Origin of the sequence: Arthrobacter ginkgonis, assembly GCF_039540195.1 — a bacterium.
In the GTDB taxonomy this organism is placed as follows: domain Bacteria; phylum Actinomycetota; class Actinomycetes; order Actinomycetales; family Micrococcaceae; genus Zafaria; species Zafaria ginkgonis.
On the sequence record NZ_BAABEO010000002.1, the window covers coordinates 59,710 to 79,339 of the forward strand.

Consider the following 19,630-nt stretch of genomic DNA (forward strand, 5'->3'; position numbering starts at 1 on the left):
ACAATGAGCACAGGTACCACCGAGCGCGGATCGGGGCTGGACGAGTCAGCGAACGCGGAGTTCTACAGCACCATCAAGGAGAACCACTACTCCCCGCTGTGGCAGCTCATGGGCGGGCTGGGCCCGGAGGCGAAGACCAACATGGTCCCCCACATCTGGCGCTACGAGCAGGCCCGCGCGCTTATGGTGCAGGCCGGGGAGGTCGTGCCGCTGGAGGATGCGCTGCGCCGCGTGCTCGGCTTCCGCAACCCGGGCTCCCGCCCCTTCGACCGCACCGGCGCCACGGACACCCTGTGGTCCGCGCTGCAGCTGGTGAAGCCGGGCGAGATCGCCCCGGCCCACCGCCACACCCCCTCCGCGCTGCGCTTCATCATCGAGGGCGACGGCGCCTACACGGTGGTCAACGGCCAGCGCGTGCCCATGGACGAGGGCGACTTCCTGCTGACCCCCAACGGCCACTGGCACGAGCACGGGCACACCGGCGAGGGCCCGATGATCTGGCTCGACGGCCTGGACTCCCCGCTGATGTCCCGCCTGAACCAGTACATCATCGACGAGGAGGGCGCCCTCCAGGACGTGGATCCGGCCATGCCGGCCCCCTACGTCAACGGCCTGATCTCCAAGCCGTGGGGCGAGGCCGAGCGCGTCGCCCAGCCGCTGGTCTACAAGCTCAAGGACGCGCTGGAGACCATCGAGTACCTGCGCGAGCGCGAGGGCGACCCGTTCGACGACATCATCGTCGAGTACCGCAACCCGATCTCCGGCGGCCCGGTCATGACCACCATCGCCGCGTTCCTGCAGCTGATCCGTCCGGGCGTGGACACCAAGGCCCACCGCCACACGCACTCCACCGTCTACCACGTGGTCCGCGGCTCCGGCTACAGCATCGTCGACGGCGAGCGCATCGAGTGGACCAAGGGCGACACCCTGGCGATCCCGCTCTGGTACGAGCACTCCCACCACAACCACACCGGGGAGGACGCGGTCCTCTTCTCCTACACCGACAAGCCCGCCATCGAGGCCCTGGGCCTCGGCCGCATGCGCGCCTCCGAATAACAAAGCGAGAAACACATGAAGCTCTACGCCTACAACGACTACCGCCTGGCCGTGCTGGCCGAGGACGGCACCCTGGCCGACATCACCGACCTGGTCCCCGCGCACACCTCCCCCAAGGAGCGCACCAACGCCCTCGTCGCCGCCTGGGACGGGGCCAGGGACGCCGTGGCCGCGCGCGCGAAGGCCGGCAACGGCGTCGCACTGGCGGACGTGACGGTCCGCGCCCCGCAGCCGCAGCCGCGCAACCTGTTCGCCGCGCCGATCAACTACCACAAGCACCAGCAGGAGATGGGCGGCGGCAACGGCGTCTACGGCGACCGCCAGATCCTGGACGTCTCCGTCCGCAAGGGCTTCCTGAAGGCCGTCACCTCGATCGTCGGCCCGGACGGCGCGATCGAGTTGCCCTTCGCGGACCGCCGGTTCGACCACGAGGCCGAGGTCGGCATCATCATCTCCAAGGAGGCCAAGCGCGTCTCCGAGGAGGAGGCGCTGGACTACGTCTTCGGCTACACCCCGCTGCTGGACATCACCCTGCGCGGCGAGGAGGACCGCTCCTGGCGCAAGTCCATGGACACCTTCACCCCGATCGGCCCGTACATCGTCACGGCCGACGAGATCGAGGACCCGGCGGACCTGGACTTCTGGCTGACCGTCAACGGCGAGCTGCGCCAGAAGTCCAACACCTCCTACCTGATCTACTCGATCGCGAAGCTGATCTCCGAGTACTCGCAGGTGGTCACGCTGCAGCCGGGGGACATCATCGCCACCGGCACCCCGGAGGGCGTGGGCCAGATCCTGCCCGGCGACACCGTGGTGCTGACCATCCCGGCGATCGGCGAGCTGACCATGCCGGTCACCGCGCGCGCCTAGCCGCGCCACATCAGGCAAGGCACGACGGCGAAGCGCCCCGCCGCCGTGCCTTGCCTTGCGTGGTTGGGAGAAATCTCCCACTTTCGAGGTGCCTGCGGCCCCGGAACCCGGCGTGTTGCCGCGACGCGCCGGGCACTCGCCCCCGGATGTGGGAAGAATCCCGGAACGGGCGCGGAATGAACCGGCCCCCTCCGGGGTTGGCACCCGGGTGAGCACCAACCCAACCCTCCGCCAGCTACTCCGCGAGGACCTGCAGGCCGCCCGCGCCCAGGACCCCGCCGCGCGCAGCGACCTGGAGGTCGGCCTCGCCTACTCCGGCGTCCACGCCATCTGGAGCCACCGGATCGCCCGCGCCCTGTGGGACCGGTCCTGGCGCGCCCCGGCCCGGCTGCTGTCCCAGTTCACCCGCTTCCTCACCGGTGTGGAGATCCACCCCGGGGCGAGCCTCGGCCGGCGCCCCTTCATCGACCACGGCGCGAAGATCGTCATCGGGGAGACCACCGTGATCGGCGACGACGTGATGATGTACCAGGGCGCCACCCTCGGCGGGCGCGCCCTGGACCGCGGCAAGCGCCACCCCACGGTCGGCAACAACGTGATGCTCGGCTCCGGCTGCCGCATCCTGGGTCCCGTGACCATCGGCGACAACTGCGCGATCGGCGCCAACGCGGTGGTGGTCACCGACATCCCGGCCGACTCGATCGCGCTGGGCATCCCCGCGATCCACCGCCACAAGGATGGCCAGTACCCGATGGACCCGCGCACCGACCTGATCGACCCCTCGCTGCTGCTCTAGCCGGCGGGGATGCCGGGGCGGGGAGCGTTTGGACCACACTTCCCGCTCCTCCCCCGCGTTTGGCCAAAGGTAGCCGTCGGGTTTCACCCCTGAACCCGGCAACTACCTTTGTCCAAACGCAGGAGGGGGGCGGTTTCCTTTGGCCAAAACCCGACGGCCCAACGCGAAGGGCCCCGTGCACGGCGTGCACGGGGCCCTTCGCGTTGGCATCAGTTCTTGGTGACGCTGCCCATCGTCGAGGCGATGGGTCGCAGGAACAGCGGCCGGGCCAAGAACCAGGCCGCGACCGTGACCACGATCGCCGCGGCGAAGAACCAGAAGCCGAGCCAGCTGTCGGTGTCCTGCGCGGCGAACATGTGGTTCAGGTTGCGCAGGGCCCCGGTGGTCAGCACCATCACCACGTGCACCACGATGAAGGCCACGAAGAACAGCATCGTCGGGAAGTGGATGGCGCGGGCCACCTCGATCGGGTAGGCCTTGTTCAGCTTCTTGGCGTCCTTCGGCCACGCCCCGCTCATCCGCGCGCCGGTGACGATGGCCAGCGGCGCGGCAATGAACACGATCGCGAAGTAGGACAGCAGCTGCAGGGCGTTGTAGTTGACCCAGCCGTTCTCATGGGGCCAGTCCAGCGAGGCGTACTGCAGCGCGGCGGACACCGCGTTGGGGAACACGTCCCAGCTGGTGGGCACGATGCGCATCCACTGGCCCGTGGCGAACAGCAGCACGATGAACACCAGCCCGTTGAGCATCCACAGCACGTCCATGCTCTGGTGGAACCACAGCTCCAGGCTGATCTTGGTGGGCTTGCCCTTGGTCTTGATCAGGCCCTTGTTGTTGCGGGTCCAGTAGGCCTTCGGGCGCGTAGTGGTGCGCACCTGCCAGCCGGAGCGGATGATCAGGACAAGGAAGAACAGGTTCAGGAAGTGCTGCCAGCCCAGCCAGGCCGGCAGGCCGGTGGGGGCGTTCGCGGGCAGCTCGGAGTGTCCGGGGTAGGTGACCAGGAAGTCCTGGACGGCCGGCTGCTCGCGCAGCCACTTCGCCAGCAGGACCACCAGGAACAGGACGGCGATGGCGGCCACGGCGATGGCGGCGCCCTTGGCCCACGGGCTCTTGAAGACAGCCGGTGTCTTCGTGGCCTCAATCATGACGGGGATTCCTCTCGGACGGGCCGCGGCCGGGAGGCCACGGCCGCGGAACTAGTTGGAGCGGGCCTCGAGGGCCTCGATCAGCTGTGGGACAACCTTAAACACGTCGCCCACGATGCCGAAATCGGCGACGTCGAAAATCGGCGCGTCCTCGTCCTTGTTGATCGCCACGATCGTCTTGGCCGTCTGCATGCCGGCCCGGTGCTGGATCGCCCCGGAGATGCCCAGCGCCACGTACAGCTGCGGGGAAACCGTGGTGCCGGTCTGGCCCACCTGGTGGGACTGCGGGATGTAGCCGGCGTCCACGGCCGCGCGGGACGCGCCCACGGCGGCGCCGAGCGCGTCCGCGAGCTGCTCCACCAGCACGAAGTTCTCCTTCGAGTTCAGCCCGCGCCCGCCGGAGACCACCTTCGCGGCCCCGCGCAGCTCGGGGCGGCCTGTCGCGGCCGGGGCCTCGGAGACGGACTCGATGACGGCGGCCGGGCCGGCCGGAACCTCGATGGACTGCACGGTGGTCTCCGCCCCGGCCGCGGCGGCGCGGTCCTCGACGGCGCCCTGGCGCACGGTGATGATCGGCAGGGCGGACTCCACCGTGGACTCCACCGTGTAGGCGCCGCCGAAGACCGAGTGCACCGCCAGGACGCGGCCGCCGTCGGCGCGCACGTCCACGGCGTCGTAGGCCAGCCCGTTGCCGGTGCGGATGGCCAGACGGGCGGCCACCTCGCGGCCCTCGACCGAGTGGGAGGCCAGCACGGCGGCCGGCTCCAGCGCCGCGATCGCGGCCTGGACGCCGGCCGCCTGCGCGGCGACCAGCTGCCGTCCGACCTGCTCGGACTCTGCGGCGAAGACCTTCACCGCGCCGAGGGCGGCCAGTCCCTCGGCCACGGCCGCACCGGCCCCGGGCCGGGTGACGACGACGGCGACCGGGGTGCCCAGCTTCGCGGCCGCACCCAGCAGGGAGGCCGCGGAGTTGCTGGCCGCGCCGGAAGCGGAGGTTTCGATGAATGCAAGAACGTTTGCCATGTTCGTTTCTTCCTTAGATGAGGCGGCCGGAGGCAAGGAATGCGGCCAGCTGCACGCCGGCGTCGCCCGAGTCGACGATCTTCACGCCCGCGGCGCGGGCCGGACGCTCGCTGATGCCGGCGACCGTGGAGGCCGCGGAACCGGCGCCGGAGGCCGGGACGTCCGCGATCGGCTTGCGCTTGGCGGTCATGATGCCCTTGAAGTTGGGGAAGCGGGCCTCGGCCACGTTTTCGGTGACGGAGACCAGTGCCGGCAGGGAGGCGCTGACCGTGGAGGTGCCGCCGTCCTCGCGGCGCTCGCCGCGCACGGAGCCCTCGGAGATCTCCACCTGGCCCAGCGAGCCGAGCAGGGGCACGCCCAGCAGTTCCGAGACCATCGCCGGGACCACGCCGCCGCGGCCGTCGGTGGACTCGTTGCCGGCCACGATCAGGTCGAATCCGGTCTCGCGCAGCGCGTTGGCCAGCACCTTGGCCGTCTGCACGGCGTCGGCGCCGGCCAGCTCGCCGGCCTCGATGTGCACGCCGGAATCGGCGCCCATCTGCAGGCCCTTCTTCAGCGCCGTCTTGGCGCCTTCCGGGCCCATGGTCAGGACGACGACCTCGGTGCCCTTGTGGGAATCCTTGTGGGAGAGCGCCACTTCCAGGGCGCGCTCGTTGATCTCGTCGGCGACCGGATCGCTGGCCGCGCGGTCCAGCAGTCCCGTCGCGAGGTCGATCCTGCGCTCCTCGTAGGTGTCCGGCACCTGCTTCATCAATACGACGATCTTCACGATGCGCCCCTTCCGCTAGCCATTCAGTGGGTCAGTGTTGACCGTCACAATACGGAACCGCACCCCGGGAGCGGGAGGCCCACTCTCACCGAATGGAAAGTGAAGGCAAGGCACGACGCCGGCGCTCACCACCCGGCGTCGTCCTCCGGCGGCTCCTGGCCGGCGTGGCGGGCCCGCTCGATCACGTAGGAGGACAGCGTCGCGGTGATCACGCCCAGGAGCACCAGGCCGGAGAGCATCAGCACGGTCGCGGCAACGCGCCCCTGGACCGTGATCGGATAGAGGTCGCCGTAGCCGACGGTGGTGATCGTGACCATCGCCCACCACACGGCATCCCCGAGGGTGGTGATGGAGGCTCCGGGTGCGTACCGTTCGGCCTCCAGCACCGCCAGCGCCGAAACCCACAGGACCAGCAGCGCGGCAACCGCGGCGATGGCGACGATGCGCCCGCGCAGTGCCGCGCCGGTGGCCCGGTTCAGCACGGCGACCAGGCGCAGCAGCCAGATCGGACGCAGCGGGGGGATCAGGATGATCGCGATCTTGTACAGGTGCGTCCAGAACCAGCGTTTGCGGTTGTCGGCGAGGATCAGGTCCATCACGTAGTCGGCGACGAAGACCAGCCAGGTCGCCATGATCGCGGCCGACGTGATGCCCAGCATCAGTCCGGCCGGCTGCGCAAGGACGCGCCAGGTGTAGGCGGCAAGGAAGATCAGGGAGGCCACCACCAGCCAGGGATCCAGGGCCGCGCGCCACCGCTGGTGCCGGGTTGCGGCCTCGGGTTTGTGCTGTGCCATCGCGGGTTCCCTTCCCTCCCGCGCATTCTTCCAGTTCGGGGGTGCCGCGGACAGCGGTTGGCGGGGCGGCGGTTGGGGGCGGGAGCAGACGACGGCGGAAGGCGCGCCGGCGGTGGGGCGGGCAGTTGGGCGGGCGGTTGGACGTGCCGTTGGGCGGGGACTACGCGGACTGGTGCAGGATGAAGGCGGCCAGGAAGCCCAGGGCGGCGATCAGGCCGGTAAGCATGTGCTGTTCCTCGAAGGCCTCCGGGATCATGGTGTCCGCCAGCATGGCGAGGATGCCTCCGGCCGCGACCGCCGTGACCGCCGCGACCAGTTCCCCGGGCGCGTTTTGCAGGGCCGCGTAGCCGAGCAGCGACGCGAAGCCGGAGAGCAGCGCGATGCTCCCCCAGACTGCGAAGACCAGCCACCGGGGCTTGCCGGCGCGTTTCATGTCCGCGGTGGAGGCCAGGCCCTCCGGGACGTTGGAGATGAAGATCGCGGCGAGCATCGTCGGGTTCACCGCGGCTCCGCCAACCAGGCCCAACCCGAGCACGACCGACTCCGGGATCCCGTCCAGCAGCGCTCCCACGGCGATCGCGACGCCGCCGGATTCGGCGGTGGCCGGCGGCTTGACGGAGGGCTGGGCGGGGCCGGGCGGCGGGACGGAGGCCGGGGCGGCCTCCGTCGGGGCCGGCGCCGCCCCCTGGCCGGGCTGGGGGCCGCCCAGCGGGAGCGGCACATGCTGGGGCTGCTGCTGCCGGACATGCTGCGCACGGCCACGGCGGCGGTGTTCGGCGCCGAAGCGCACCAAAAGGGCGTTGGCGCCGACGTACGCCAGTGCGCCGACCAGGAATCCCGCCACGGTGGGCCAGAGCCCACCGACCGTGTTGGCCTCGTACACCAACTCAAAGGCGAGCGCGGAAATCAGCACGCCCGCGCCAAAGGCCATGACGGAGGACACCGCTTTGCGCGGGACGTTGAACCGCCACGCCACGACCGCTCCAAGGATCAGCGCCGCGCCGGCGAAGGTGCCCCATGCGAGGGCCTGGAACCACATCGGCATGGGGCCACCCTACGCCGTTGGACCGGGCCGCAGGGGCCAGGACCGCAAGGTGGGCGCGGCTCAGCGTTCGGGAAGCGCGGCTGCGGGGTGGGTGGCTGCCCACGAAGCGAGCAGGCGCATCCGTTCGTCCGAGGGCGAACCGGGTTCCGCCGAGTAGATGGTCACGGTGAGGTCCGGCTCGGCGGCCATTTCCAGCCCTTCGTAGGCCAGGGTCAGTTCCCCGACGATGGGGTGCCGGAAGTTCTTGGTGCCGGTGCCGTGCTGGCGCACGTTGTGGGCCCCCCACCGGGTGCGGAATTCGGTGCTGCGGGTGGAGAGCTCGCCGATCAGGTCGTGAAGATCCTTGTCGCGCGGCGCCCGCCCCGCTTCCGTGCGGAGGATCTCGACGCACACGTCGGCAAAGAGCTCCCAGTCGGGGTAGAAGTCGCGGGAGGCCTCGTCGAGGAACTGGAAGCGGGCGAGGTTGGGCGGGTTTCCCCCTTGCGCGTAGACGGGCAGGTAGAAGGCCCGGGCCAGCGGGTTGGCGGCCAGCAGGTCCATGCGGCCGTTGCGCACGAACGCGGCGCCCTGGGTGACCGCGTCCAGGGCCCACTGCAGGCTCGGACGCGGGTTCCAGGCCTTGCCGGTCCTGCGGCGGGGACGGACCGCCGCGGGCATGCCGTCGGCCGCATGGGCAAGGTTGAAAAGGTGGGCCCGTTCGGCGTCGTCGAACCGGAGCGCGTTGGCCAGGGCCTCCAGCACCCCGGCCGAGGCGCCGGCGATCGCGCCGCGCTCCAGCTTGGCGTAGTACTCCACGCTGACCCCGGCCAGCGCGGCGACCTCGCTGCGGCGAAGCCCCTTCACGCGGCGGTTGGGTCCGGGCGGGAGCCCGGCCTCTTCGGGGGTGATTCTGGCCCGCCGCGACATGAGGAAATCGCGGACCTCGCTTCGGTTGTCCACACCACCAGCGTAGGGGCCCGAGCGCCCGCGTGGGGTGCCCTGCCGGTACACCCCTCGACAGGGACTCCCTCGCGCCCCGGGACCGTGGTGAGCTAGTACGGTCCTCAAACCCGCAGCCCTTCCAGGGGTGCACGGCAGCCTCCCGGCGTGGGAGGGATATGGAACAACGCACCCGATCCTGGCGAAGGAAACCCCGTGACTTCATCCCCGGCCCCGTACCGCATGGTGGGCCGCCCCCTGGCGGTCCTGCTGGCGCTGCTGACGGTGTTCGGACCGATCTCCATGGACCTGTACCTGCCGCTGCTGCCCGCCCTCACCCTCGAGTTGGGGGCCGCGACGGCGACGGCGCAGCTGACGGTCACGGCCTGCCTGCTGGGCCTCGCGCTCGGCCAGGTCGTCGCCGGCCCGGTCTCGGACCGCTTCGGACGCCGCCTGCCCTTGATCGTCGGGGTCGTGGCCTACGTGCTCACCTCGGTGCTGTGCGCGGCCAGCCCGACCGTCGAACTGCTCATCCTCGCCCGCTTCGTCCAGGGCCTGGCGGGCGGGGTCGGGATCGTCATCTCCCAGGCCGCGGGACGCGACGTGTATTCCGGTCCGGCCCTGATGCGCTACTACGGGCGCCTCACCGTGCTCGGCGGGCTGGCCGCCATCGTCGGCCCGCTCATCGGCGGACAGCTGGCCAAGGCGACCGACTGGCGGGGGTTGTTCCTTTTCCTCGCCGGCATCGGAGCCGCGCTGCTCGTGGCGGTCCTGCCGGTCTTCCGCGAGACCCTGCCCGCCGCGCACCGGACCGGCGGAGGCCTGCGGCACACCGTCCGCGACTTCCGGCGGCTGCTTGCCGACCGGCACCTGCTGGGCGCGGTGCTGGTGACCGGGTTTGTCAGCGCCGCGCTGTTCGCCTACCTCAGTGGAGCCACGTACGTCCTGCAGGAGCACTACGGGCTCTCCCCCCAGGGGTACTCGCTCGCCTTCGGCCTGAACTCCCTCGGGTTCATGGTCTTCGGCTACCTATCCGCCCGGCTCTCCGAGCGCTGGTCACGGCAGGCAACCCTCGTCCTTGGACTGGCATTGTGTGCGGCGGGGGCGCTGGGGCTGCTGGCCACGGGCCTGTTCGGCCTTCCCCTCGCAGCGGTGGTCCTCTCCCTGCTGGCCTTGGTGAGCGGGGTGGCCACCACCACCCCGCCGGCCACGTCGCTGGCGTTGGAGAACCACGCCGAGCTGGCCGGCACAGCCTCCTCCCTGCTGGGCCTGGCCCGGTTCGGGTTCGGCGGCCTCGCTGCCCCGCTGGTCGGGATCACCGGCTCCACCACGGCCCTGCCGCTCGGCCTGGTCACCGTCGCCGCCATCGGGCTGGCGGCCGCGACCTGCCTGGTCCTGCTCCGGAGCGCGGCTCCGCCGTCGAACTCCACCGAATCAAGACCTGCCGAATCAAGACCTGCCGAACCCCACGCCGCCGCGTCACCGGCCAACCGCTGAGCGCGCCCCGCGTCTTCTTTCCGAACCCCCAGAATCTTCCAACCCACCAGAAGGAGAACACCATGACCATCGTGAACGCCTACGCAGCGCTTTCCCCGACCGAGCTGCTGGCCCCCACCAAAATCGAACGCCGCGACGTCGGCCCGCACGACGTGCTGATCGAGATCAGGTACGCCGGCATCTGCCATTCCGACATCCACACCGTGCGCGGGGACTGGGGACCGCAGCCGTATCCGCTGGTGCCCGGGCACGAGATCGCGGGTATCGTCGCCGAGGTCGGATCCGCCGTCACCAAGCACGCCGTCGGGGACCGGGTCGGCGTCGGCTGCATGGTCAACTCCTGCGGGGAGTGCACGAACTGCACGGCGGGCGACGAGCAGTACTGCCTCAACGGGATGGTGGGCACCTACGGCGCCGCCGACCGCGACGGGACCATCACCCAGGGCGGCTACTCCACCCACGTCGTCGTGACCGAGGACTTCGTGCTCCGGATCCCGGAGGGCATCGACCTCGACGTCGCCGCTCCCCTTCTCTGCGCCGGCATCACCACCTATTCGCCCCTGCGCCGCTGGGGCGCGGGGCCGGGCAAGAAGGTCGCCGTCGTCGGGATGGGCGGCCTGGGCCACATGGCCGTGCAGATCGCCCACGCGCTCGGCGCGGACGTCACCGTCCTCTCCCAGACCCTGTCCAAGAAGGAGGACGGGCTGCGGCTCGGCGCCGGCCACTACTTCGCCACCAGCGACCCCGAGACCTTCGAACGGCTTGCCGGCAGCTTCGACCTGATCGTAAACACCGTCAGCGCCAGCATCGACATCAGCGCCTACCTGATGCTGCTGTCCGTCAACGGAACCCTGGTCAACGTCGGCGCCCCGGCCGAGCCGCTGCCGGTCAATGCGTTCGCCCTCATCGGCGGCCGCCGGAGCTTCGCCGGATCGATGATCGGCGGGATCCGCGAAACCCAGGAGATGCTCGACTTCTGCGCCGAGCACGGCGTCGCCCCGGAAACCGAACTCATCGGCGCTGACCAGATCAACGACGCCTACGAGCGCGTCCTGGCCTCCCAGGTCCGCTACCGCTTCGTCATTGACGCCGCCACCTTCGCCTAGCAGGTCCCCTCACCGGGGCGTGGCCGGACAGTCCGTTCCGGCCACGCCCCGGCGAGGTCTCCCAAGACGAGAACCCGCCCCATTCGCGCTTCCTGGCCCGGTCAGGTTTCCGTTCGCTTCTCCGGGCGCAGATGGGCCTGCTCCACCAAGTCGGTGATCCAGGGCCGTTGGCCCCGGTGGAGCGTCAGGCCCTCGGGCACCTTGTCGACGGATCCGGCGGTACCTGACGCATCGATGGTGACCGGACCCGCGCCGGTGGGCGCGTTGGTGATGTGCAGGTCGCCGAAGGACTCCGGCAGCACCGGGTCCAGCCACAGGCCGCCGCGGGAGACGTGGGCGTCGTAGCGCATCAGGCTCGTCACCAGGAAGATCGGGGTGGTGGCGGCCCAGGCCTGCGGCGAGCATGCCGTCGGATAGGGCACGGGCGCGGCGAACTGTTCGCGGTCGAAGCCGCAGAACAGTTCGGGCAGCCTTCCGTCCGAGTACTCCGCGGCTTCCAGCAGGGCCGTGGCGATCCGCTGCGCCTCGCGCACGAACCCGCAGCGCAGCAGGCCCGCCGCGATGAACGCGTTGTCGTGGGGCCACACCGAGCCGTTGTGGTAGCTGGCCGGGTTGTAGGCGCCCATGTCCGAAGCCAGGGTCCGCACGCCCCAGCCGCTGAACATCTCGGGGGACATCAGGCGCTGGGCCACCAGCGGCGCCTTGTCCTCGTCGACCAGCCCGAACCAGAGGCAGTGGCCCATGTTGGAGGCGCAGGCGTCGACCGGGCGCTTGTCCTTGTCCAGGGCAATGGCGTAGTAGCCCTTGTCCGGCAGCCAGAACTGCTCGTTGAACCGCCGCTTCAGCCGGGCCGCGCGGTCCCGCAGCTCGGCGGCCAGCTCCAGGTCGCCGTCGTCGTACGCCATCCACGCGCGAGCCATGTAGGCGCCGTGGACGTACGCCTGGACCTCGCACAGGGCGATCGGCGGCTCCGCCAGGGTGCCGTCGGCGAAGTTGATCCCGTCCCAGGAGTCCTTCCAGCCCTGGTTGATGAGCCCTTGGTCGTTCAGGCGCTGGTATTCGACGAAGCCGTCGCCGTCCTTGTCCCCGTAGTCCCGTATCCAATCCAGCGCCCGGTCCGCGTGCGGCAGCAGGGCCGCGATGGTTTCCTTGGCAACGCCCCAGCGGCTGAGGGAACCCAGGGCCATCACGAACAGCGGCGTCGCGTCGACGCTGCCGTAGTAGGCGGACTTTCCGCCCAGGGACAGGCCGCCGGAGACACCCAGGCGCACCTCGTGCAGGATCTTGCCCGGCTCCTCCTCGCTGGCAGGGTCCACCACGCTGCCTTGGCGCTCGGCCAGGGTCTGTAGCGTGCCCAGGGCCAGCGACGGGTCCACCGCCAAGGACATCTCCGAGGCCCACAACGAGTCCCGGCCGAACAGGGTCATGAACCAGGGCGCCCCGGCGGCGACCACCACGCGCTCGGGATGGTCCGGATCCTCGATCCGCAGGGCACCCAGGTCGTCGTAGCTGCGCCGCAGGGTGCGCTCGATGGAGCGGTTGCCCATTCGCACCACGGGAATCCTGTCCACCCACTCCTGCCGGCGCACATCGCGCGGGGACATCTCGCCCGGAGCCGGATGGACGAACGGCGCCCGAGGGCTCTTGCCGCCAACGGTGGGTACCACGCTCAATCGGGCGCTCCAGTGTCCGTGCGGCGGAATCTCCACTGCATATGTCAGGTCTTCGGCCGTGGCCGTGGCGCCGTCGGCGGCAATGACGACCCCCTTATGGACGTCCTGCCACGTGCCGCGGATGGTCAGGGAGCCGTCCCCGGCCTCGCGGGTCTCCTCCCACTGCCGCTGGATCCGGGCTTCCTTCACCTCGAACAGGTCCGCGAAGTCCGCCTCGACACGGAGGCGGATGTCGCATTCGACCGGTTGGAGGGAGTAGTTGCGGACCGTGACCTGCTCGAGGATGCCCCGGCCCACCTCGCGCCGCCGCTCCACGAGCAGCGGGCTGTCCGCATAGCCGTCCGAACGTGGCACCCGGCCAGCGAACTGCGCGCGGTAGGGTTCCTTGGTCTCAGCCGCCAGCGGCTCCACCGGCTGGCCGTTGACGGTCAGGTTCCAACGGGACAGGATGCGCGTGTCCTCGAAGAAGACCCCGTGCGGCAGCTCGGGATGGATGTCCCCGTTCGGCAGGGAGATGCAGAAGGATGATCCCTCCACCAAGGTAACCGTCCCGGCTCCGAGCGGTCCGGCAGCCGTATCGGCATTCCATCCGGCCATTTCCGGCTCCTCCACGAGGATGGACATGGTACGGCGGCCCGCCGCTTCCCCGCCCGGATCATCCGCTGACAGGTTCCTGCGGCTTCGGTAACCGCCTTATTCAACGCTACGCCTGTCCGCTGTCCGGGACCAGAGCCGGCGCGGGCAGGTACGGCTAGCCCGCCTCCTCCCCCAGCCACACGCAGGCGTCGTCGTCGCGGTGGGGATCTGCGCGTTGCCGCCGACCACCAGGTTGTCGTAGCCCCACACGTGCGACCACGGATCGGCGACCGAGGTGCCGTCGTCGGCTTGGCCCATGCGCATGGTGCCCTGGTAGTGCAGGCTGGAGCCGTTGGGCATCAGGCGCGGCTCGGCCACGAAGGCCCCGAGCGCGTTCCCGGCGCGGCGCAGCCGCTCGGTGGGCTCGGCGATCTCGGCGCGCTCCCGCTCAGTGAGCTCGTACGTGCTGGTCAGTTCGGGAAGCCGCGGTAGTCTAGCTCGCCGTCGTCAAAGGCCACGGCGTCCTGGTGGCGGGGCCGCTTGCGCAGGCCGTACCCCATGTTCACGTGGCCCCAGCGGTTTTCCGCGTGCGGTGCGCCGGGCTCCATCGGGAACGGCGTGGGCTCCGAATACATGGCCGGCGCGGAGAAGGGATGGGCGGGCTCGGCTTCCAGGTCCGCCTTGAGGCCGATCCGGCCGACGTCGATGTTGGCGGCCGAGCGGGCGGTGCCCCGCTGCACGACGGCGGGCAGGGCCACGCCGCCGGCCAGCTCCGCCACCAGAGGGGCGGGAACACCGCTGGGGTGGGTCATGGTGGGGTCCTATCCGAAAAGGGTCACCGCTTCGTCGTGGCGGTGCTGCGGAACTGTCTTGAGCCTGCCTAGGGCGCTGGAGAAGTGCGCGCGGACGATCTCCGTGCCCCTCAGAGCGACCATCGTGCCCCAGTTTTCCGCGGCCGCCGAGTCGGCGGCGGCCATGCCCAGCCGGGTGGCCAGCACGCGGTCGTAGGCGGTGGGGACGCCGCCACGCTGGATGTGGCCCAGGACGGTGGCCCGGGTCTCCAGACCGGTGCGCGCCTCGATCTCCGGCGCCAGTTGGTCGGCGATGCCGCCCAGGCGGGGCCGGCCGAAGGCGTCCAGACCGCGGTGGGAATGGGCGGTCTCGGTACCCTCGGGCATAAAACCCTCGGCCACCACCACCAGCGGGGCGCGGCCGCGCTTGTGGGCGTCGGTGACCCATTCGACGATCTGGTCCATGGAGACCTGCTGCTCCGGGATGAGGATGGCGTGGGCTCCCGAGGCCATGCCGGCGTGCAGGGCGATCCAGCCCGCGTGCCGGCCCATGACCTCGGCGACCATGCACCGGTGGTGGGATTCGCCGGTGGTGCGCAGCCGGTCGATGCCCTCGGTAGCGATCTGCACGGCGGTGTCGAACCCGAAGGTGTAGTCCGTGACGTCCAGATCGTTATCCACGGTCTGGGGCACCCCGACGATCTTCAGGCCGGCCTCGCTGATGCGGTGGGCGGCCGCGAGGGTCCCTTCCCCACCGATGGCGATCATTCCGTCGATGCCCCGGCGCGCCAACTGCTTGCCGATCGCCTCCGGTCCGCCGTTCCCCTCGAAGGGGTTGGTGCGGGAGGTTCCCAGGATCGTGCCGCCCTGCTTGGAGATGCCACGGACGCTCTGCCGGGGCAGGTCCATGACGTCGCCCTCCACCACTCCGCGCCAGCCGTCAAGGAATCCGACGAATTCGTGCCCGTACTGCTTGATGCCGTTGAGCACCGCTCCGCGGATCACCGCGTTCAGCCCGGGACAGTCGCCGCCGCTGGTGAGAATGCCAATTTTTACTGAACTCACTCCTTTGCCCGCGCCGCGGCAGGAAGCATTATGTGCAGCCTGCCGCGATGCCATCTGGCTGCCTGCCATTCAACTGCTTGCCACTGAGCTGCTTGCTGGTGGGATGCCGGCCGTCAGCCAGTCAGCGAATGGCCGCGGCGGTGGCGGAGTCGTCGTGTCCGCCGACTCTCTGGTCGGGGAGGCGGAGTCCGGTGGCGACGTCGAAGAGGTGGAGGTGGCCGGGGACCGTGCGGACGTGGAGGGTGGAACCGGCCGTCGGCGGGCGGCGCCCATCCACCCGGGCCACGATGGTGTGCTCGCGCCCGTCCAGGACGGTGCGGCCGTAGACGTATGCGTCGGCGCCGAGTTCCTCGACCACGTCGACCGTCACGGCCAGGCCCTCACCGGCCGGGGCCGCCTCCAGGCCCTCGGGGCGCACGCCCAGGGTCACCGTGCCCCCGGCCGCCGCGAGCGTCCCGGCCGGGACGGGGTGGACCGTGCCGCCGAACACCACGCCGGCCTCGGTCACGGGCAGTTCCAGCAGGTTCATGGCCGGGGAGCCGATGAAGCCGGCCACGAACACGTTGGCGGGGCGGTCGTAGAGGTTCCGCGGGGTGTCCACCTGCTGCAGGATCCCGTCCCTGAGCACGGCGACGCGGTCGCCCATCGTCATCGCCTCCACCTGGTCGTGGGTGACGTACACGGTGGTCACCCCCAGGCTCCGGGTGAGGGAGGCGATCTGGGTGCGGGTCTGCACGCGCAGCTTCGCGTCCAGGTTGGAGAGCGGTTCATCCATCAGGAACACCTGCGGGTTGCGCACGATCGCCCGGCCCATGGCCACGCGCTGGCGCTGGCCCCCGGAGAGCGCCTTGGGCTTGCGGTCCAGGTACTGCTTCAGACCCAGCAGCCGCGCGGCCTCGAGGACGCGCTGTTCGCGCTCCTCCTTCGGGACCCCGGCGATCTTCAGGGCGAAGCCCATGTTGTCCGCCACCGACATGTGCGGGTAGAGCGCGTAGTTCTGGAAGACCATCGCGATGTCACGGTCCTTGGGGGCGACGTCCGTGACGTCCCTGCCCCCGATGAGGATGCGTCCGGTGCTGACTTCCTCCAGTCCGGCGAGCATGCGCAGGCTGGTGGATTTGCCGCAGCCGGAGGGGCCAACCAGGACGAGGAACTCGCCGTCCTGGATTTCCAGGGTGAGCCCGTCGACTGCGGGCCGGCCGGTGCCCGGGTACAGCCGGGTGGCCTGGTCAAACGTTACCGTTGCCATGGTTCCAGTCTTCCCTTCACGGGCAGGTACGTGCCCGACGATCCGTAGTGAATGGAGGAGCGTATTCGGTTGTGCCTGGCTCTGACTACTTGCCCGCAATGCCTGGATGTGCGGAACGCGTGGCGCCTAAATCACATCCTGCGTCTCACTATTCCATGGCCCGTCAAGCGCCTACGTCACACCGGCCCGTGCACCCCTTGGCGACGCAGGCAGCGCGGAGGGCGCACCCCACGGCATCCGGGTCAACGCCGTCAGCCCCGGCATGATCCGCACCCCCGCAACCGAAGGGGACACCTGCTGGCCCCGGACCACCCGATGACCCGGATCGCCGCCCACATCCCGCTCAAGCGGATCGGCTCGCCGGAGGAGGTTGCCAAGAGCGCCCTGTTCCTGGCCTCCGACGAGGCCTCCTACATCACCGGCGCCAACCTCATGGTCGACGGCGGCTGGTCGGCGGTGCTGCCGGGCTAACCGAGGGAACCGCGCGCCGCTCAGCCCACGCGCTCGCCCTCGAGCGGCCCGCCCGCGGCGCGCCACTCGATGAGCCCCCGCGAGAGGTTGACAGCGTCGAAACCCAGTTCCACGAGCAGGTTTGCCGCGCCGCGCGAGATCAGGCCGCCGGTGCAGAAGGCGATGAGGAGGCGGTCATCGGGCAGTTCCTCGGCGCGCTCCTCAAGTTGGTCGATCGGCAGGTGGTGCGAACCCGGGATGTGGTGGTTTCGCCACTCGCGTTCCCTGCGCACGTCGACGACGAGCGCTCCGGCCTCGATGAGCCGCATCGCCTCCTCGGCGCTCACCGCCGCGGGCCGCCGAAAGTAGTGCCGGATGCTCACCGCTACACCTTCCCTCGCACGTTGACGAGGGGAATGACACGGGCGAACTCCTGGGGCGAGCGCAGGCTTGCGGCGCCGTCAGCGGCCTCGGCGGGCACGGTCAGCAACAGTTGTTCCACGCCTTCAGCCTAACTGAAGGTTAGCGTGGTTTGGCCATGAGGTCGACGACGTGAAGACGCAGGGCCTCGGTGAGCCCAGGATGGGCGGCGGCAAACTCGGCGTCGAGTTCGGCGAGCTTCTGCGCAGCCTCCGCCAGCAGTCGTTCTCCGGCCTCCGTGACCTGCAGCCGGGAGGCCGCCCCGGCCCGCGCCGTGGCGTCTTCGACCAAGCCGTCCGCCGCGAACGCGGCGATCGTGGCATGGGCGCTCTGCACCGTGATCCGCGAGCGGCGGGCCAGATCGCTGAAGGAGATGCCCGGAGTGCCGCGGATGTGCCCGAGCAGGCCGTACTTGCGGGTCGTGAGGCCGAGCGGCTTGAGCGCCTCGGCCAAGGCCGACTCCCAGATCCGTCCCATCGTCAACAGCGTCACCGTCGGACTGAACGGGGGAATCTCTGGCATGAGAGCATGCTAGCCGCCAAGGGGCCGGCAAGATCGCGGAGGGCTTGGCTACATTCCGCCTTCGGTGGCCATGTTGTTGAAGCGGGAATAGTGGCCTTGGAAGGCGACGACCATCGTTTTGGTCGGGCCGTTACGGTGCTTGGCCACGATCACGTCGGCCTCGCCGGCGCGCGGGGACTCCTTGTCGTAGATGTCCTCGCGATGGAGCAGGATCACCATGTCGGCATCCTGCTCGATCGATCCCGATTCACGCAGGTCGGAGACCATTGGCTTCTTGTCGGTGCGCTGCTCGGAGCCACGGTTCAGCTGGGAGAGCGCGATGACCGGGACGTCCAGTTCCTTGGCCAGGAGCTTCAGGGCGCGGGAGAACTCGGAGACTTCCTGCTGGCGGGATTCGACGCGCTTGCCGGAGCTCATCAGCTGCAGGTAGTCGAGCACCACCAGCTTGAGGTCGTGCTTCTGCTTCAGGCGGCGGCACTTGGCGCGGATCTCCATCAGCGACATGTTGGGCGAGTCGTCGATGAACAGCGGGGCGTCGTTGAGCCGGCCCATGGTGGTGGCGATCTTGCCCCACTGCTCGTCCTTGATGGTTCCCTTGCGCAGGTCCTGCAGGCCGATGCTCGCCTCGGCCGAAAGCAGGCGCATCGCGATCTCGTTGCGGCCCATTTCGAGCGAGAAGAAGACGGCGGTCATGTTGTTCTTAATGGCCGCTGACCTGGCAAAATCCAATGCGAACGTCGATTTGCCAACGGCCGGCCTCGCCGCGATGACGATCATCTGGCCGCCGTGCAGACCCTGGGTCAGCTCGTCGAGTTCGTAGAAGCCGGTGGGAACGCCGGTCATGCCTTCGCCGCGGTGGCCGGCGGATTCGATCTCGTCGACCGTGCCTTCGATGATGTCGCGCAGCGGGACGTAGTCCTCGGCGGTGCGGCGTTCGGCCACGGCGAAGACCTCGGCCTGGGCCGCGTTGACGATCTCATCGACCTCGCCGTCCTGCGAGTAGCCCATCTGGACGATCTTCGTGCCGGCCTCCACGAGGCGGCGCAGCACCGCGCGCTCGCGCACGATTTCGGCGTAGAACCCGGCATTGGCGGCGGTCGGCACGGACTGCAGCAGGGTGTGCAGGTAGGCGGGGCCGCCGATGCGGGCGATATCGCCCCGCTTGGTCAGCAGGTCGGACACGGTGACGGCGTCGGCCGGCTCGCCGCGGCCGTAGAGGTCGATGATGGACTCGTAGATGGCCTCGTGCGCAGGGCGGTAGAAGTCGATGCCGCGCAGCACCTCAACGCAGTCGGCGATGGCGTCCTTGGAGAGCATCATGCCGCCGAGCACGCTCTGTTCCGCCACGAGGTCCTGCGGCGGGGTGCGACCGAACTCGGACTCTCCGGATCCTTCTGCAGAATCTAGGTGCGTGAGCGACACGGGGCTTCCCTTCAACTTCGCCGGGGCGTGCCGCGCGGCTCGCCCTCCGACTCCCCCAGCATCCCAGCCGGGTACGACACTTTGCGTCACTGTGGAAACCCGGCGGCGGCACGGCCGCAAGGGCCCGGGGATGCAGTGGAGACCATGCCACCCTAGACCCGTTTCCTGCCCTCCCCAAGCGGCCTACCCACACCCCCTGTGGATAAGTTGTGCGTTGCCCGGCGTGTTGTGTGCACAGTCTGGGGAGAACCTTGTGGATTAACCAAAACCTTTGTCCACATTCCAATGATGACTAGGGAAAACGCCTTTCCACCCCTGTGCATAACAAGTTCTTTCCTCGGGCGTTTCTCCCCAGCCGTGGATAATTGTGGGGAAAAACTCATCAGGGCCGCGCCACTTTTCCACGGAACCCCTCAAGTTATCCACAGGTCAGTCCTGCCTGT

At 69.7% G+C, this 19,630-nt stretch carries 21 protein-coding genes; 7 read left to right on the top strand and 14 right to left on the bottom strand.

Features of this window, described 5'->3' with window-relative positions; all coding sequences use genetic code 11:
• Positions 1-3 precede the first annotated feature (3 nt).
• From ABD912_RS01140 to epsC, 3 genes are all read left to right on the top strand, one after another.
• Positions 4-1,056, top strand: coding sequence for a cupin domain-containing protein (locus tag ABD912_RS01140; RefSeq protein WP_345147840.1), 1,053 nt, complete (start codon positions 4-6; stop codon positions 1,054-1,056).
• A 15-nt stretch (positions 1,057-1,071) separates the two neighbouring features.
• Positions 1,072-1,926 carry a fumarylacetoacetate hydrolase family protein gene (locus ABD912_RS01145; protein ID WP_345147842.1) on the top strand — a complete coding sequence of 285 codons (855 nt, stop codon included), beginning with the start codon at positions 1,072-1,074 and terminating at the stop codon, positions 1,924-1,926.
• A gap of 208 nt (positions 1,927-2,134) precedes the next feature.
• The gene (gene epsC / locus ABD912_RS01150; protein WP_345147844.1) at positions 2,135-2,722 is read left to right on the top strand and encodes a serine O-acetyltransferase EpsC; all 588 of its coding nucleotides are present in this window, start codon (positions 2,135-2,137) and stop codon (positions 2,720-2,722) included.
• Between the two features lie 209 nt (positions 2,723-2,931).
• Here the strand turns inward: epsC and ABD912_RS01155 are convergent, their stop codons facing one another.
• The 6 genes from ABD912_RS01155 to ABD912_RS01180 form a co-directional block, all read right to left on the bottom strand.
• Positions 2,932-3,867, bottom strand: coding sequence for a cytochrome b/b6 domain-containing protein (locus tag ABD912_RS01155; protein WP_345147846.1), 936 nt, complete (start codon positions 3,865-3,867; stop codon positions 2,932-2,934).
• Between the two features lie 51 nt (positions 3,868-3,918).
• Positions 3,919-4,890: an electron transfer flavoprotein subunit alpha/FixB family protein gene (locus ABD912_RS01160; RefSeq protein ID WP_345147848.1), complete on the bottom strand. Its 972-nt coding sequence runs from the start codon at positions 4,888-4,890 to the stop codon at positions 3,919-3,921.
• A 13-nt stretch (positions 4,891-4,903) separates the two neighbouring features.
• On the bottom strand, positions 4,904-5,659 hold the full coding sequence (locus ABD912_RS01165) for an electron transfer flavoprotein subunit beta/FixA family protein (RefSeq protein WP_345147850.1): 756 nt from the start codon (positions 5,657-5,659) through the stop codon (positions 4,904-4,906).
• Positions 5,660-5,784: 125 nt separating this feature from the next.
• Complete coding sequence (locus ABD912_RS01170; RefSeq protein WP_345147852.1) at positions 5,785-6,453, bottom strand: potassium channel family protein; 669 nt, start codon at positions 6,451-6,453, stop codon at positions 5,785-5,787.
• Positions 6,454-6,613: 160 nt separating this feature from the next.
• Positions 6,614-7,498 (bottom strand): ZIP family metal transporter, encoded by an 885-nt coding sequence (locus tag ABD912_RS01175; RefSeq protein ID WP_345147853.1) that lies wholly within the window; start codon positions 7,496-7,498, stop codon positions 6,614-6,616.
• Positions 7,499-7,558: 60 nt separating this feature from the next.
• Positions 7,559-8,437 (bottom strand): helix-turn-helix transcriptional regulator, encoded by an 879-nt coding sequence (locus ABD912_RS01180; protein ID WP_345147855.1) that lies wholly within the window; start codon positions 8,435-8,437, stop codon positions 7,559-7,561.
• A 222-nt stretch (positions 8,438-8,659) separates the two neighbouring features.
• Between ABD912_RS01180 and ABD912_RS01185 the strand changes: the two genes are divergently transcribed.
• Entirely contained in the window at positions 8,660-9,913 is a 1,254-nt protein-coding gene (locus tag ABD912_RS01185) for a multidrug effflux MFS transporter (RefSeq protein ID WP_345147886.1), read from the top strand.
• Between the two features lie 62 nt (positions 9,914-9,975).
• The gene (locus tag ABD912_RS01190; RefSeq protein ID WP_345147857.1) at positions 9,976-11,019 is read left to right on the top strand and encodes an NAD(P)-dependent alcohol dehydrogenase; all 1,044 of its coding nucleotides are present in this window, start codon (positions 9,976-9,978) and stop codon (positions 11,017-11,019) included.
• 101 nt (positions 11,020-11,120) lie between these two features.
• Here the strand turns inward: ABD912_RS01190 and ABD912_RS01195 are convergent, their stop codons facing one another.
• From ABD912_RS01195 to ABD912_RS01215, 5 genes are all read right to left on the bottom strand, one after another.
• Complete coding sequence (locus ABD912_RS01195; protein WP_345147859.1) at positions 11,121-13,289, bottom strand: amylo-alpha-1,6-glucosidase; 2,169 nt, start codon at positions 13,287-13,289, stop codon at positions 11,121-11,123.
• A 96-nt stretch (positions 13,290-13,385) separates the two neighbouring features.
• A complete protein-coding gene (locus ABD912_RS01200; RefSeq protein ID WP_345147887.1) occupies positions 13,386-13,628 on the bottom strand; it encodes a GMC oxidoreductase in 243 nt (80 codons plus the stop codon).
• A 110-nt stretch (positions 13,629-13,738) separates the two neighbouring features.
• The gene (locus tag ABD912_RS01205; protein WP_345147861.1) at positions 13,739-14,080 is read right to left on the bottom strand and encodes a hypothetical protein; all 342 of its coding nucleotides are present in this window, start codon (positions 14,078-14,080) and stop codon (positions 13,739-13,741) included.
• 9 nt (positions 14,081-14,089) lie between these two features.
• Positions 14,090-15,124 carry an ATP-dependent 6-phosphofructokinase gene (locus ABD912_RS01210; RefSeq protein WP_345147863.1) on the bottom strand — a complete coding sequence of 345 codons (1,035 nt, stop codon included), beginning with the start codon at positions 15,122-15,124 and terminating at the stop codon, positions 14,090-14,092.
• A gap of 121 nt (positions 15,125-15,245) precedes the next feature.
• A complete protein-coding gene (locus ABD912_RS01215; protein WP_345147864.1) occupies positions 15,246-16,373 on the bottom strand; it encodes an ABC transporter ATP-binding protein in 1,128 nt (375 codons plus the stop codon).
• A 235-nt stretch (positions 16,374-16,608) separates the two neighbouring features.
• On the opposite strand from ABD912_RS01215, the gene ABD912_RS01220 reads away from it, so the two are divergent.
• The gene (locus tag ABD912_RS01220; protein ID WP_345147888.1) at positions 16,609-16,692 is read left to right on the top strand and encodes a hypothetical protein; all 84 of its coding nucleotides are present in this window, start codon (positions 16,609-16,611) and stop codon (positions 16,690-16,692) included.
• On the top strand, positions 16,689-16,844 hold the full coding sequence (locus ABD912_RS01225) for an SDR family oxidoreductase (protein WP_345147866.1): 156 nt from the start codon (positions 16,689-16,691) through the stop codon (positions 16,842-16,844). The genes ABD912_RS01220 and ABD912_RS01225 overlap by 4 nt, the downstream gene beginning before the upstream one ends.
• 20 nt (positions 16,845-16,864) lie before the next feature.
• Here the strand turns inward: ABD912_RS01225 and ABD912_RS01230 are convergent, their stop codons facing one another.
• The 3 genes from ABD912_RS01230 to dnaB all read right to left on the bottom strand — a co-directional run bounded on the left by ABD912_RS01230 (position 16,865) and on the right by dnaB (position 19,187).
• The gene (locus ABD912_RS01230; protein ID WP_345147868.1) at positions 16,865-17,206 is read right to left on the bottom strand and encodes a rhodanese-like domain-containing protein; all 342 of its coding nucleotides are present in this window, start codon (positions 17,204-17,206) and stop codon (positions 16,865-16,867) included.
• 139 nt (positions 17,207-17,345) lie between these two features.
• A complete protein-coding gene (locus ABD912_RS01235; RefSeq protein ID WP_345147870.1) occupies positions 17,346-17,765 on the bottom strand; it encodes a MarR family winged helix-turn-helix transcriptional regulator in 420 nt (139 codons plus the stop codon).
• A 48-nt stretch (positions 17,766-17,813) separates the two neighbouring features.
• Positions 17,814-19,187, bottom strand: a complete 1,374-nt coding sequence (gene dnaB, locus ABD912_RS01240; RefSeq protein WP_345147871.1) for a replicative DNA helicase — start codon at positions 19,185-19,187, stop codon at positions 17,814-17,816.
• Positions 19,188-19,630 lie beyond the last annotated feature (443 nt).